The 14213-nt window shown below is 66.6% G+C and carries 13 protein-coding genes and 2 tRNA genes; 10 read left to right on the top strand and 5 right to left on the bottom strand.

Going from position 1 to position 14213, the window contains the following annotated elements; all coding sequences use genetic code 11:
• Positions 1 to 13: 13 nt before the first annotated feature.
• On the bottom strand, positions 14 to 910 hold the full coding sequence (gene htpX, locus WCE59_RS00730) for a protease HtpX (RefSeq protein ID WP_343256790.1): 897 nt from the start codon (positions 908 to 910) through the stop codon (positions 14 to 16).
• A 210-nt stretch (positions 911 to 1120) separates the two neighbouring features.
• Here htpX and phbB (WCE59_RS00725) point away from each other — a divergent pair, with 210 nt between their 5' ends.
• The 3 genes from phbB (WCE59_RS00725) (at position 1121) to phbB (WCE59_RS00715) (ending at position 3226) form a co-directional block, all read left to right on the top strand.
• Positions 1121 to 1861, top strand: a complete 741-nt coding sequence (phbB, locus tag WCE59_RS00725; RefSeq protein ID WP_343256789.1) for an acetoacetyl-CoA reductase — start codon at positions 1121 to 1123, stop codon at positions 1859 to 1861.
• 120 nt (positions 1862 to 1981) lie between these two features.
• Positions 1982 to 2473 carry a polyhydroxyalkanoate synthesis repressor PhaR gene (phaR, locus tag WCE59_RS00720; RefSeq protein ID WP_343256788.1) on the top strand — a complete coding sequence of 164 codons (492 nt, stop codon included), beginning with the start codon at positions 1982 to 1984 and terminating at the stop codon, positions 2471 to 2473.
• 12 nt (positions 2474 to 2485) lie between these two features.
• On the top strand, positions 2486 to 3226 hold the full coding sequence (gene phbB, locus WCE59_RS00715) for an acetoacetyl-CoA reductase (RefSeq protein WP_343256787.1): 741 nt from the start codon (positions 2486 to 2488) through the stop codon (positions 3224 to 3226).
• Between the two features lie 27 nt (positions 3227 to 3253).
• Here the strand turns inward: phbB (WCE59_RS00715) and WCE59_RS00710 are convergent, their stop codons facing one another.
• Together WCE59_RS00710 and WCE59_RS00705 are read right to left on the bottom strand one after the other, a co-directional pair.
• The gene (locus WCE59_RS00710; RefSeq protein ID WP_343256786.1) at positions 3254 to 4141 is read right to left on the bottom strand and encodes a M48 family metallopeptidase; all 888 of its coding nucleotides are present in this window, start codon (positions 4139 to 4141) and stop codon (positions 3254 to 3256) included.
• A 45-nt stretch (positions 4142 to 4186) separates the two neighbouring features.
• Complete coding sequence (locus tag WCE59_RS00705; protein WP_449284081.1) at positions 4187 to 6049, bottom strand: SUMF1/EgtB/PvdO family nonheme iron enzyme; 1863 nt, start codon at positions 6047 to 6049, stop codon at positions 4187 to 4189.
• Between the two features lie 119 nt (positions 6050 to 6168).
• Here WCE59_RS00705 and rnd point away from each other — a divergent pair, with 119 nt between their 5' ends.
• The 7 genes from rnd to WCE59_RS00670 all read left to right on the top strand — a co-directional run bounded on the left by rnd (position 6169) and on the right by WCE59_RS00670 (position 12218).
• The gene (gene rnd, locus WCE59_RS00700) at positions 6169 to 7281 is read left to right on the top strand and encodes a ribonuclease D (RefSeq protein ID WP_343256785.1); all 1113 of its coding nucleotides are present in this window, start codon (positions 6169 to 6171) and stop codon (positions 7279 to 7281) included.
• Positions 7282 to 7306: 25 nt separating this feature from the next.
• A tRNA-Ala gene (locus WCE59_RS00695) sits at positions 7307 to 7382 on the top strand.
• A gap of 24 nt (positions 7383 to 7406) precedes the next feature.
• Positions 7407 to 7483: transfer RNA gene (locus WCE59_RS00690), tRNA-Arg, on the top strand.
• 106 nt (positions 7484 to 7589) lie between these two features.
• Positions 7590 to 9125, top strand: coding sequence for an L-piperidine-6-carboxylate dehydrogenase (gene amaB / locus WCE59_RS00685; protein ID WP_343256784.1), 1536 nt, complete (start codon positions 7590 to 7592; stop codon positions 9123 to 9125).
• Positions 9126 to 9200: 75 nt separating this feature from the next.
• Positions 9201 to 10259: a quinone-dependent dihydroorotate dehydrogenase gene (locus WCE59_RS00680; protein WP_343256783.1), complete on the top strand. Its 1059-nt coding sequence runs from the start codon at positions 9201 to 9203 to the stop codon at positions 10257 to 10259.
• Positions 10260 to 10266: 7 nt separating this feature from the next.
• Entirely contained in the window at positions 10267 to 11307 is a 1041-nt protein-coding gene (murB, locus tag WCE59_RS00675) for a UDP-N-acetylmuramate dehydrogenase (RefSeq protein WP_343256782.1), read from the top strand.
• Positions 11308 to 11339: 32 nt separating this feature from the next.
• Positions 11340 to 12218 carry a DMT family transporter gene (locus WCE59_RS00670; protein WP_343257087.1) on the top strand — a complete coding sequence of 293 codons (879 nt, stop codon included), beginning with the start codon at positions 11340 to 11342 and terminating at the stop codon, positions 12216 to 12218.
• A 3-nt stretch (positions 12219 to 12221) separates the two neighbouring features.
• Here the strand turns inward: WCE59_RS00670 and ispG are convergent, their stop codons facing one another.
• Positions 12222 to 13514, bottom strand: coding sequence for a flavodoxin-dependent (E)-4-hydroxy-3-methylbut-2-enyl-diphosphate synthase (ispG, locus tag WCE59_RS00665; protein WP_343256781.1), 1293 nt, complete (start codon positions 13512 to 13514; stop codon positions 12222 to 12224).
• Positions 13515 to 13603: 89 nt separating this feature from the next.
• Complete coding sequence (locus WCE59_RS00660; RefSeq protein ID WP_343256780.1) at positions 13604 to 14191, bottom strand: copper chaperone PCu(A)C; 588 nt, start codon at positions 14189 to 14191, stop codon at positions 13604 to 13606.
• Positions 14192 to 14213 lie beyond the last annotated feature (22 nt).

Below are 14213 nucleotides of genomic sequence, written 5' to 3'. Positions count from 1 at the left end.
CACCGCAACGGGCTCAGACCCGGATCGTCATGCCCGACTTGACCGAAGCATTGCGCAGCGTGGCGATGCGCTCTTCCAGCGGCGGATGGCTCATCAGCAGCTTCTTCAGGCCGGCACCCACTCCACCGCTGATCCCGAACGCCGCCACCTGCTTGGGCAGGGTGTTCTGGCCGTAGGTCTGGTTCAGTTTTTCCAGCGCGGCGATCATCTTCTCGCGCCCGGCCAGCTCAGCCCCGCCGGCATCGGCACGGAACTCGCGACGGCGCGAAAACCACATGGCGATCATGCTGGCGAACAGGCCGAAGACCATGTCCAGCACAAACACGATCGCGAAATAGCCGAGCCCGCCGCCACCCGAATCGCGGTTGCCGCTCAGATAGCTGTCGATCGCCCGGCCGACGATGCGCGCCAGGAAGATCACGAACGTATTGAGCACGCCCTGCAGCAGGGCCATGGTGACCATGTCGCCGTTGGCGATGTGCGCCACCTCATGGGCCAGCACCGCTTCGGCCTCATCGCGGGTCATCGAGCGCAGCAGGCCGGTGGACACCGCCACCAGCGCACTGTTGCGCCGCGCACCGGTGGCGAACGCGTTGATCTCCGGCGCGTCATACACGGCCACCTCGGGCATGCCGATGCCGGCATCGCGGGCCTGCCGCTGCACGGTGGCCACCAGCCACTGTTCCAGCTCACCCCGTGGCTGGGTGATCACCTGCGCGCCGGTGGACCGCTTGGCCGCCCATTTGGACATGGCCAGGGAAACGAAGGACCCACCAAAACCGAAGATGGCGGCGAACATCAGCAATCCGGCATTGGTGGCCGGGTCGATACCGAAAATCGCCATGACCACGCTGACCAGGGCCAGCACGGCCAGGTTGGTGGCAAGAAACAGGAAGACGCGCTTGAACATGGGGCTGAAGGCTCCAGGGAGTGAATGGCCGCTGGCAGCTACAACCACCAACGCGTGAGCATGAATTATGAGCGCATGCAGTGAAAATCAAGTGGCTGGGAGCGCCTCGCCGCAGCGCACAACACACAAGTCATCTCCGGTGCATAGAATCAGGCACGGCAGGCGCGATTGTGCGCACCCACCAGCAGGCCCTATTCGGAGACAGGCATCATGACGACGCGCGTGGCATTGGTAACGGGTGGTACCGGCGGTATCGGCACGGCAATCTGCAAGCGCCTGTCCGACGCGGGCCACAAGGTAGCAACCAACTACCGCAACGAGGAACGCACCCAGGCCTGGCTGGCGAAGATGAAGCAGGACGGCTACGACATCACCGCCGTGTCCGGTGACGTCACCTGCCCAGAGCAGTCCGCCGCCATGGTGAAAGAAGTCGAGGACAGGCTCGGACCGGTGGACATCCTGGTCAACAATGCCGGCATCACCCGCGACGGCACCTTCCACAAAATGGTGCCCGAGCAGTGGCAGGACGTGATCAACACCAACCTGGGCTCGGTGTTCAACGTCACCCGCCCGGTGATCAACGGCATGCGTGACCGCAAGTGGGGCCGGGTCGTGCAGATCAGTTCGATCAATGGCCAGAAGGGACAGTACGGCCAGGCCAACTACGCCGCCGCCAAGGCCGGCATGCATGGCTTCACGATTTCGCTGGCGCAGGAAAACGCCCGTTACGGCATCACCGTCAACACCGTCTGCCCGGGCTATATCGGCACCGACATGGTGATGGCTGTGCCTGAGGCAGTGCGCGAGAAGATCATTGCCCAGATCCCGACCGGACGGCTGGGAACGCCGGAGGAAATCGCCTACGCGGTGTCCTTCTTCCTGCCCGAAGAAGCCGCCTGGATCACCGGCGCCAACCTTGCCGCCAACGGCGGCCAGTACATGGGCTGGTAGCCGGCCGAAGGCGCCCTTCCACACTGCGAAGGGCGCGCCGCTGGTCTCCTGGCGCAGCTTGCAAGGCCTGTCCTGCTGCGCCATGCTGCAGGGCAACAGGGATCTGTGAGTGCCTGCTCAATGAGCTCCACGCGTGTCATCAAGAAGTACCCCAACCGGCGTCTCTATGACACCGAGATTTCCAGCTACATCACTATCGAAGATGTCCGCCAACTGATTGTTGACGGCGAGGATTTCGAAGTGGTCGACGCCCGCAGCGGCGCCGACCTGACCCGCCAGGTGCTGCTGCAGATCATCTCCGAGCACGAACAGGACGGCACGCCGATCCTGTCCACCGAACTGCTCAGCCAGATCATCCGTTTCTACGGCGACTCGCTGCAGGGTTTCATGGGTACCTACCTGGAGCGCTCGATGCACTCGTTCCTGGAACAGCAGCACCAGCTGCGCAAGCAGATGGACGGGCTGGTCGAGCAGACGCCGTGGGCCATGATGAACAAGCTCACCGAGCGCAACATGGAAATGTGGCAGGAGTTCCAGAAGAACCTGACCGGCAGCCTTGGGCAGAAACCTACCGGGGGACGCGAGCGCCCCGGCGACAAGCGCGAAAGCTGAAGGATCCGCTGCATGAGCAAGAGAATTGCCGTCGTCACCGGCGGCATCGGCGGTCTTGGGAGCGCCATCTGCGTGGCCCTGGCCCGGGCGGGACGTACCGTGATTGCCACGGACCTGGGCGGTGATGCCGAACGCATCGACAGCTTCGAACGCAAAATGGACGGGCTGGACGTCAGCTTCAGCGCACTCGACGTGGCCGACCACGAGGCCTGCGCGGCTTTCGTGGCCGATGTCGAAGACAGGCACGGCACGCTGGACATCCTGGTCAACGGTGCCGGGATCACCCGCGACGTGACCCTGCGCAAGATGGACCGCCAGCAGTGGCAGCAGGTGATCGACGTGAACCTGGGCGGCGTGTTCAACATGTGCCAGCCCGCGATCGAAGGCATGTCCGCGCGGGGCTTTGGGCGGGTGGTAAATATCAGCTCGGTCAATGGGCAGACCGGGCAGTTCGGCCAGGCCAACTATTCAGCGGCCAAGGCCGGCATGCACGGGTTCACCATGGCCATGGCCCGCGAAGGCGCGCGCAAGGGCGTGACCGTGAATTCCGTGTCTCCCGGCTATTGCGAAACCGCGCTGGTCATGGCCATGCCGCAGCAGGTCCGGGACGACATAGTCTCCAAGGTGCCGGCCGGCCGGTTGGGCCAGCCGGAAGAGATCGCGCGGGCGGTGGAGTTTTTGACCGCCGATGAGGCGGGATTCATTACCGGTGCCAACCTGCCCGTCAACGGCGGACTGTTTATCAGCTTCTGAAGTCCCTGTCGGGGGCGTAGCCCCGACCTACGGAGTCTGTTCGCAGAAGCGGGCGCGGTATTCGAGCGCCTTGGGCATCAGCGCCTGCAGGTTGGCAATGCGAGTGCCCGGATTGGGATGGGTGGAAGCGAACTCCGGCGGCGCCTGGCCCCCGCTGGCCTGCCCCATGCGCTCCCACAGCGGCACCGATTCATGCGGATCGAAGCAGGCCGCCGCCGCCAGCATCAGCCCCACCTCGTCGGCCTCGGTTTCATGCTTGCGCGCATACGGCAGCAGGTAGCCGTAGCCCATCGCCGCCATCACCATCTGCTGCTGCTGCGGATCCATGCCGCTGAACGCGCCCGCCGCCTGGCCGATCTGGCTCAGGCGCTGCTGGGCCATGCGCTGGGCGCCGTGGCGCAGCAGCGCGTGGGCGATCTCATGGCCCATCACCACCGCCAGGGCATCCTCGGTCCCGGCCACCGGCACAAGGCCGGTGTAGACCGCCATCTTTCCACCCGGCAGCGCGAACGCGTTGGCCTGGTCTGAATCGATGACGTTCACTTCCCACTCGAACGACTCGGAGAACCGCGACGGCTCCAGGCCGTGCTCGGCGGCGAGCGCGGCCTCCACAACGCTCACCTTGGCCAGCAGCCGCTCGGCGATATTGCGTACCTGACGCGAGATCGGCGCATCCGGATCGATCGGCCGTTCCTGGGCCAAAATCTGCTGATACGCCTGCAGGCCCAGCGATTTTTCATCCTCGGCGGACAGCGAACGGTCGATGAGCACGCTTTCACCGGTGACAGGATCCACGCTCTGGTTGGAGAACCAGTACCAGGCGCCATAGCCGATGAAGGCCACCAGCACCCATATCCTCAGCCCACCGCCGCGCCGCCGCGCAGGCCGCTGGCCGGTGTCCCGTCGCTGTTGCATGACTTCACCTCCACTCCCAATGACGCCACGTCGGCGCCGGGTCAATCAAAGATCCCGCACTACCCTGAAGCCGATCCGCGCGTTGGTGGTGTCACGCTCCGCTGGCGCACGCCAGGCGGACCGGGTCTGTTCCGGCGAGCTGGCCCAGGCACCACCCCGGATCACGTACGTGCGGCAACCGGGATTGACCCAGGCGGCCGCATCGCGCGGCGCCCTTCGATAGCTGTCGTGCCAGCAGTCGGCCACCCATTCGCTGACGTTGCCAGCCAGGTCATGCAGGCCCCATTCGTTGGCGGAAAAGCTGCCCACCGGCGCAGGACCCCAGTGGCCATCGCTGTAATTGCTGAAGGCGTTGCTCCAGCTGCGTCCGCCCGTCGAACGGTCGCGGCTGCCGGTAAAGTTGCCGCTGCCCTCAGACGGCTCGCCATCGCCCCAGGGAAACGCCGTACCGGTCCCCATCCGCAGCGCATATTCGAACTCGGCCTCGCTCGGCAGGCGGTAGCGGCGGCCGGTCTGCTGCGACAGCCAGTCGACATAGGCCTGGGCATCCTCGACGCTCACATGGATCACCGGCATATCACTCGCGGCCCGGCCACCCGCGAACCCGGAGCTCCAGTCCACCCGACTGCTGCGCACGAAGTTGCCGCTGCGCTCGTCCCAGGCCATGGAGAATCCCCGCCGCACCGCGCGCGGCTGGAACCCGGTGGCGTTGATGAAGCGGCGGAACTCGCCCACGCTGACCTCGGTGACCGCCATGGCGAAACCACGGTCGAAGCGGATATTGCGCTGCGGCCGCTCATGATCCGTGGACCCGCGCTCGTTATCCGGCGCTCCCATGGTGAAAGCACCGTGTGGCACCACCACCATGCGCGGTCCTCGCCCACCGGTTTCCAGCGCATCGGTGAACATCTGGCCCGGCCGGAACAGGCCGTAGTGCACCGCCAGGTCAATCCGTTCGCGCAGCTCCGTCGCCGAGGGATCGCCGGGTTCGGCAAGACGCAGCAAATCCCCCAGCAACGCGCGCGCCTTGGCAATGCCGTCAAACTCACCCAGCACGGCCACGCCCTGGTCGCGCAGCTGGGCGATGCGCATCGATCTCTGGCGCTCGATCCGCTCGCGTGCATCGGGCACGGTGCTGGCCTCCGGCCGGATGGTGCCAGCGCGATCCAGCCACACTCCGGCAGTGTCGAAATCATCTTCATCGGCTGCGGTTTCGGCGTTGCGGATCAGGGCGCTCTCCACCGCTGCGACGTTCTGCATTGCCCGCGGCTGCCCCGGGCTGAGCGCCAGCACTTCGCGCAGTACGGCCATCGCGCCGCCGTTTCCCGCTTCCCCGTAGTTGTCCCCGTAATTACCGGCGGCCATCTGCTCTTCCGCCTCGCTGTTGAGCTGCCAGAGCTGTTCGGCCAGGTCCACCTGCTGGAGATAGGATTCAACCTCTTCGTCATCCGGCCACACTCCCCGCGCCACCGCAGCCACGCGCCGCGCATCGCGCAGGGCGGCAGCGTCCTCGCCTGCCCCGTCCAGCGCCTGCGAGCCCAGCTCCAGCAGCCGCTGCCTGGCATTCTCCAGACCGGCCTTGGCGTCCTCGTTGTCCGCATCGCGGTCCAGCAGGGCCAGATACAGCGGGATCGCCGCTTCGCCGTCGTCGTATAGCCGGCCTTCTTCCAGCGCCTCGCCCGCTTGTTCCCGAGCCTGGTCGGCGCCGTCCTCGTCCAGCGTCACCTGCGGGCGGGTCCAGGTCAGGCTGCCTGCCTGGCGGTCATCGCCGCTGATGGTCACGCTGCCCGAGGCGTCCTCGACCGCTTCCTCCACCACTGCTGCGTCGGTGTCCGTCTGCCTGCCACAGCTGGCGCACAGCATCGCGATCAGCACGGCAGTGAGAAGGGACTGGATACGCAAACGGATCCTCCGGGATCTGGGTGGTCAAAATGGATGGGCAAAACGCGACGGTAGGGTGCGCTGCGCAGAGCGTCAATCCACCCGTGCCCCGGTTCAGGTTCGGGCCAACCTGCTAGGCTCGCTGCATGTCTGCATCCAACCCGATCTGGGTCACCGACCCCACCGTTCTTTCCAACCGTCTGGCCAGCCGTCCGCAACACGTCGGGCTGGATACCGAATTCATCCGCGAGCGCACGTTCTGGCCGCAGCTGGCGCTGGTACAGCTTGCCATCGACGACGACATCCTGCTGATCGACCCGCTCGCCCCGGGCATTCTGGAAGCACTGCGCGTGCTGCTGCTGGATACCTCAATCGTCAAGGTCATGCACAGCGCCGGCGAAGATCTGGTGGCCTTCAGCCACTCCTGTGATGCCGCGCCGACGCCGCTGTTCGACACCCAGGTGGCGGCCGCGCTGACCGGCATAGCGGCAGGCATCGGCTACCAGCGTCTGGTCGGCGACCTGCTCGGCGTGGAGCTGGCCAAAGGCCAGACCCGTTCCGACTGGCTGAAGCGTCCACTCAGCGACGCCCAGCTGGAATACGCCGCCGACGACGTGCGTTACCTCGGCGCGCTGTACGACCAGCTGTCCGCGCGCTTGGACGCACTCGGTCGGCGCGCCTGGTTCGAAGACGACTGCGCACGCCAGGTCAGCGCTGCGGGCAGCGAGCCCGAACCCTGGCCACACCTGTCCGCCCGCGGCGCCCAGCACGTGGATGGCCCCTCCCGCATCCGCCTGCTTCGCCTGCTGCGCTGGCGCGAGGCGCACGCGCGCAGCCAGGATCGTCCGCGCAACTGGGTACTGGATAACGAACTCGCCTTCGAGCTTGCCCGCCGGCCGCCCGAGGACCAGGCCCAGCTGCAGCGTCGCCTCGACGCGCACCCCAAAGCACCGCGCAAGCTGGCTGCGCAGATCTGGACTGCCCTGGACACCCCGCTGGTCGATGAGGCTGATGCGCCGGAGCCACCTGCGGTGGAGGCGGATCGGAAGATCGTGCGCCGGATGCAGGAGGCCGTTTCCGCCCTCAGCGCAAGCCTGGGCATTCCTGATGGCGTACTGGCATCGCGCAAGCGGCTGGAGCAGCTGCTGGAGACCGGCCGCTGGCCCGACGCCCTGTCCGGATGGCGCCGCGAACAGCTGGAACCCGTGCTGGCTCCGCTGCTTGCCAAGCAGTTGCCGTCAACTGACCCGGCCGTATAATGCCCGCGACTGAAGTGGCATCCGTGGGGCGGTAGCTCAGCTGGGAGAGCGTCGCGTTCGCAACGCGAAGGTCGGGAGTTCGATCCTCCTCCGCTCCACCATTTCCACTGCATGGCGCGATATCAGGCCCCGTAGCTCAGCTGGATAGAGCGTTCCCCTCCTAAGGGAAAGGTCGCACGTTCGAATCGTGCCGGGGTCGCCAATCCACGGATCCGCTTGCCTCCAAGGCTGTTGCAGCCGTCCGCCCCATGCGCGGGACAAGCCCACACATCGCCTCTTTCGACCCTTTACCCTCCAGGAGTTGTCCAATGCCCCATCCCGTCCTCACCGCCCTCGGCCTGACTGATACCGAATCCGGCACCTATCTTGGTCGCGGCGAATGGTCGCAGGCCTCCGGCGCCGGCGTGATCGAGCCGATCAATCCAAGCAACGGCGAGGTGCTGGCGAAGGTGCAGGCGACCACCGCCGAGGATTACGAGACCATCGTGAAGCGCGCCCAGGAGTCCTTCCAGGTCTGGCGCACCACCCCGGCTCCTCGCCGTGGTGAAGCCATCCGTCTGTGCGCCAACGCCCTGCGTGAGCACAAGGATGCGCTGGGTTCGCTGGTTGCCCTGGAAATGGGCAAGTCCAAGCCGGAAGGCGACGGCGAAGTACAGGAAATGATCGACATCGGCGACTTCGCCGTTGGTCTGTCGCGTCAGCTGTACGGCCTGACCATGCACTCCGAGCGCCCGGGCCACCGCATGTACGAGCAGTGGCACCCGCTGGGCCTGGTGGGCATCATCAGCGCGTTCAACTTCCCGGTTGCAGTGTGGTCGTGGAACGCCTTCGTGGCTGCCGTCTGCGGCGATATCTGCATCTGGAAGCCGTCGCCGAAGACCCCGCTGTCGGCGATCGCCTCGATGAAGGTCTGCAACGAGGCCCTGCGCGAAGCAGGCTTCCCCGACATCTTCTTCCTGATCAACGACGCCGGCACCGAGCTGGCCGAGAAGTTCGTTGACGACAAGCGCATCCCGCTGATCAGCTTCACCGGTTCCACCAAGGTGGGCCGCACCGTGGGTGAGCGCCTGGCCAAGCGCATGGGTCGCTCGCTGCTGGAACTGGGCGGCAACAACGCCATGATCGTGGACGAAAGCGCGGACATGAAGCTGGCAATCCCGGCCATCGTGTTCGGCGCGGTCGGCACCGCCGGCCAGCGCTGCACCAGCACCCGCCGCGTGTTCGTGCACGAGTCGATCCACGACGATGTCCTGGAAAAGCTGGTCGCCGGCTACAAGCAGGTGGAAAAGAAGATCGGTGACCCGACCGATCCGGCCAACCTGATGGGCCCGCTCAATAGCGCCGAGGGCGTGCAGGGCTACCTGGCCGCCATCGAGAAGGCCAAGGCTTCCGGCGGCACGGTTGCCACCGGCGGCGAGGCGCTGACCGATCGCAAGGGCAACTTCGTCCTGCCGACCATCATCACCGGCCTGACGGCGGATGCTGAAATCGTCCAGACCGAAACCTTCGCCCCGATCCTGTACGTGATGAAGTTCAAGGATCTGGAAGAGGCGATCGAGATGCAGAACGACGTGCCGCAGGGCCTGTCGTCGTCGATCTTCACCCAGAACCTGAAGGCTGCGGAAAAGTTCCTGTCTGCTGCCGGCTCCGACTGCGGCATCGCCAACGTCAACATCGGCACTTCCGGTGCCGAGATCGGTGGCGCCTTCGGTGGCGAGAAGGAAACCGGTGGTGGTCGCGAGTCCGGCTCGGACGCATGGCGTGCCTACATGCGTCGCCAGACCAACACCATCAACTACTCCGATGAAATGCCGCTGGCCCAGGGCATCAAGTTCGACCTGTGACCGAACGGCGCGCGGCTTCCGGGCCGCGCGCCGTCCCTTTCCTGTCATTGCATCGTGTTCGGGATGCCGCCTGACATGTATCCCCTCCTGCGACCCCTGCTGTTCCGCATCGATGCCGAGAAGGCCCACGGCCTTGGCCTGTCTGCCCTGCAGGCGGCCAGGCGCTGCGGCGCGGGACCGCTGCTTGCCCGCCGCAGTCCGGACATGCCGGTGCAGGCGTTCGGCCTGCAGTTCCCCAATCCGGTAGGACTGGCTGCAGGACTGGACAAGAACGGCGCGTATATCGACGCCCTGTTCGCGCTGGGATTTGGATCCGTGGAGGTCGGCACTGTCACGCCCAGACCCCAGGAAGGCAATCCCAAACCGCGGATGTTCCGCCTGCCCCAGCATCGCGCGGTCATCAACCGCCTGGGCTTCAACAACGCCGGCGTCGATGCCCTGGTCCACAACGTTGAGCGCGCGCGCCGCAGCGGACCCGGCATGCTCGGCATCAACATCGGCAAGAACAAGGACACCCCCAACGAATCAGCGCACCTGGATTACGTGCATTGCATGGAACGGGTGTATCCGCTGGCCGACTACCTCACCGTCAATATTTCCTCGCCCAATACCGCGGGGCTGCGTGAGCTGCAGGAAGAGCAGGCGCTGCGGCACCTGATCGGCCATCTGCGCGAGGCGCAGGAGCGACTCGGCGCTACGCACGGCAGGCGCGTGCCGATGCTGGTCAAGGTGGCGCCGGATCTCAGCGACGATGACGTGGAAGCCGCAGCGCGGGTGCTGTCGGAACTGGAGGTGGATGGCGTGATCGCCACCAATACCACCATCTCGCGCACCGAAATAAAGGGTCACGCCCACGCGGACCAGAACGGAGGCCTGTCCGGTGCGCCGCTGATGAACAAGTCCACCACCGTGCTGCGCAGGCTGCGCACCCGGCTGCCGGAATCCATCCCGCTGATAGGCGTGGGCGGGATCCTGTCCGGCGCCGACGCGGTGCAGAAGGTCGCCGCTGGCGCCACGCTGGTGCAGTGCTATACGGGCCTGATCTATCGCGGCCCGACCCTGATCGGAGAGTGCGTGGAAGCCATCCGGCGACGCCGGGAAGCACCCAGCCGCGGCCCACTGCCGCCGCTGTGAAGCATCGATGAGCCCTGCCTGGCGATTGGCGGAGCGTGCCCCGCTGCGCGCCCGCAACACCTTTGGCGTACAGGCGCATGCCGACCTGCTGGTGGAGGTGCGCGACGCGGCGGCCCTGCCGGAACTGTTCGCCAATGCCGCGCTGCGCGATGGTCCGGTACTGGTGCTGGGTGGCGGCAGCAACCTGCTGTTCGCCGCGGATCCGGCCGGCGTGGTCCTGGTCCTCACCGGCCAGGACATCCGCATCGTCGATGACGACGGTGACAACGCACTGGTGCGTGCCGAGGCCGGCGTGGAATGGCACGATTTCGTGCTTTGGACGCTGGGTCACGGCTTGGCTGGCCTGGAGAACCTGTCGCTGATCCCGGGCACGGTAGGCGCCGCCCCGATCCAGAACATCGGCGCCTACGGCGTGGAAGCTGGCGAGCGCATCCATGCTGTGGAGGCCTTCGATCGCCAGACCGGCGCCCAGGTACAGCTCAGCGGCGTTGAGTGCGGCTTCGCCTACCGGGACAGCCGCTTCAAGCGCGAGCCCGGCCGCTGGGTGATCAGTGCGGTGACTTTCCAGCTGTCACGCACGGCGGACCTGCGGTTGGGCTATGCCGGCATCAGCGCCGAGCTGGACCGTGCCGGCATCACCACCCCCACCGCCTCACAGGTGGCCGAGGCGGTGTGCCGGGTCCGGCGCAGCAAGCTGCCCGACCCCGCGGTGCTCGGCAACGCCGGCAGTTTCTTCAAGAACCCGATCGTGCCAGCGGTGCTGGCCGAATCGCTGCTGCAGCAACATCCACAGCTGCCGGTGTTCCCGGGTGGTGATACGGACAGCCGCAAGCTGTCGGCCGCCTGGCTGATCGACGCCTGTGGCTGGAAGGGCCATCGTGATGGCGACGCGGCCGTGTCCGACCGGCACGCCCTGGTGCTGGTCAACCACGGCGACGCCACGGGCGCCCAGCTGTTGGCATTGGCCCGGAAAATTGCGGCTTCGGTCAACCAGCGCTTCGGGGTGATGCTCGAGCCCGAGCCGCGGATCATCGGCGCGGACTGGTGAGCCGTCCGGTGCCTGTACAGGCCGCCCTGCTGATGCTCACCAGCACGGTGCTGTTCGCGCTGATGGTGCTGACAATCCGGCTGGCCTCCGAGCAGCTGCATGCGTTCGAAGTGGCGTTCTTCCGCTCCTTCTTCGGCATGCTGGCTGCCCTGCCACTGCTGCGCCTGCACGGCATCGGACTGCTGCGCACCACCCAGCTGCCGCGCTACGTGTTCCGCTGCGTGCTCGGCACCCTGGCCATGCTGTGCGGCTTCTGGGCGATCGCCAACCTGCCGTTGGCGCATGCGGTGTCGCTGTCGTACTCATCGCCGCTGTTCGTCACCATCGCCGCCGCCTTTTGGCTGGGCGAACAGGTGCGGGCGCGGCGCTGGAGTGCCGTGGTGGCCGGCTTCATCGGCGTACTGGTGATCGTGCGGCCCGGCGGCAACGAGTTCAGCTGGGGCAGCATGGTGGCGGTGGCCGGCGCGGTGATCAGCGCTGCGGTGGCCATCCAGATCAAGCAGCTGACCCGCAGCGAGCCGGCCGATCGCGTGGTGCTGTGGACCACCATCCTGTGGGTGCCGATGTCTCTGCTGCCGGCCCTGGCCGTGTGGCAGGGGCCGCAGGGCATCACCTGGCTGTGGGTGATCGCCGCGGGCGTGCTGGGCACGGCCGGGCACATGTTCTGGACCCGGGCGCTGAACATCGGCGATGTGAGCGCGCTGTCGCCGATCAGCTTCCTGCAGCTGCCGATCGTCGCCCTGCTGGGGTGGCTGCTGTTCGCAGAAGTGCTGGACGCGTGGACGATTGCCGGCGCGGCAATCATCCTCGGTGCCAACGGCTACATCGCCCATCGTGAAGCCGTGATCGCCCGGCGCAAGCGGCGCCAGGTCACCGGCGCCACGCCGGCGGCGAACAAACCGCTGGAATAGCGGCTAGTCCGCCGCTGGCGTCGCGCCGGTGCCGTAGTGGCGATCGACGTAGCTGTCGATCAGGCCGACGAACTCGCCGGCAATGCCCTCCCCACGCAGGGTGACGGTCTTCTTGCCGTCCTCGAACACCGGCGCGGCCGGCGCCTCACCGGTGCCGGGCAGGGAGATGCCGATATTGGCGTGACGTGATTCGCCTGGCCCGTTCACCACGCAGCCCATCACCGCCAGGGTCATGTTCTCCGCGCCCGGATGGCTGATCTTCCACTCCGGCATCTTTGCCCGCACGTGCTCCTGCACCACCTGGGCCAGCTCCTGGAAGAACTCGCTGGTCGTGCGGCCACAGCCCGGGCACGCTGTGACCATCGGGGTAAAGGCACGCAGCCCCAGGGTCTGCAGCAGTTCCTGGGCCACGACCACCTCGGTGGTGCGGGCCTGGCCCGGCTCGGGCGTCAGTGAGATACGGATGGTGTCGCCGATGCCTTCCTGCATCAGCACCGCCAGCGCCGCGCTGGAGGCCACGATGCCCTTGCTGCCGATGCCGGCTTCGGTCAGTCCCAGGTGCAGGGCAAAATCGGAGCGCGCCGCCAGATCGCGGTACACGGCGATCAGCTCCTGCACGCCGCTGACCTTGGCGCTGAGCACAATGTTTTCACGCGCCAAGCCCAGTTCAACCGCCCGCTCGGCAGAATCCAGCGCCGAGCGGATCAGCGCCTCGCGCAGTACCCGGCCGGCATCCCAGGGTTCGGCACGCTGCGCGTTTTCATCCATCAGCACCGCAGCCAGCGACTGGTCCAGCGAGCCCCAGTTGGCGCCGATGCGCACCGGCTTGCCGTACTTGATCGCAAACTCGATCAGCTGGGCAAACTGGGTATCGCGCTTCTTGCCGAAACCGACGTTGCCGGGGTTGATCCGATACTTGGCAAGGGCTTCAGCGCAGGCCGGCTCCGCGGCCAGCAGCTGGTGGCCGTTGTAGTGAAAGTCACCGATGACCGGCACTTCCACGCCCTGCATCGCCAGGCGCTCGACGATCCGCGGCACGGCAGCGGCGGACTCCGGATTGTTCACCGTGATCCGCACCATCTCCGAGCCGGCGCGCCACAGATCGGCGATCTGCTTTGCCGTACCGGCGACATCGGCGGTGTCGGTGTTGGTCATCGACTGCACCACGACCGGGGCGTCGCCGCCCACCAGGACATTGCCAATGCGCACCTGGCGCGTGGCGCGGCGCGAGGCCGGACCGTAGGCGGGCGCCGGATCGGCGTGGCAGGGGGGCAGGGATTCAGGCTGTGCGGACATGCGGCCATTTTACCGGGCGCGGGACAACCGCGCATGACGCCAGCTGGCGGGCCGCGTGGGAGCGGCCCTGCCCTGGCCCTGCGGGCGCGTCAGTGGCCGTGGGCGTGATCGTCAGCATGGTCGCCCGCGTGATCATCGTGGTTGGCGTCGTGATTGGCGTGATCGTGCGATACGGCCGAACCATCGACCGGGCGCACGTCGAAGACCACCGGCACCTCGCCCGCCTGCTCGAATACCAGCGTCGCTTCCAGCTGCTGGCCGGCAGCCAGGCCCTCGCGTGGTTCCATCAGCATCAGGTGATATCCACCCGGCACCAGCTCCACGTGTCCGGAGGCCGGCACCTCAAGCCCGCCCTGGACCTCGCGCATGCGCATGATCCCGTCCACTTCTTCCATTTCGTGGATCTCCACGCGCGCGGCGTCGCCCGTTTCCACCGCAAGCAGCCGGTCCGCATCCGCACCGGGATTCTCGATGCGCATGTAGCCGGCCGCGACCTGCGCGGAAGGCGGCGGCTGGCGCACCCAGGGCGCTTCGATCAAGATTTCCTGCGATTGCGCCATGACAGGCGCTTCCACGGAGGTCGCCGCATCTTCTTCGATCGCCTGCGAAGCTGGGCTGCAGGCGGTGATTGCCAGGGCGATCAGGCTGCATTGCAGGGCTGGTGCGATACGTTTCATGCGCGGTCTTCCAGGATTGGTT

Origin of the sequence: Luteimonas qiangzhengi (assembly GCF_039548515.1) — a bacterium.
Lineage (GTDB): Bacteria > Pseudomonadota > Gammaproteobacteria > Xanthomonadales > Xanthomonadaceae > Luteimonas.
The sequence above is the reverse complement of the archived record's forward strand: the minus strand, read 5'-3'. Positions and strand labels throughout refer to the sequence as shown.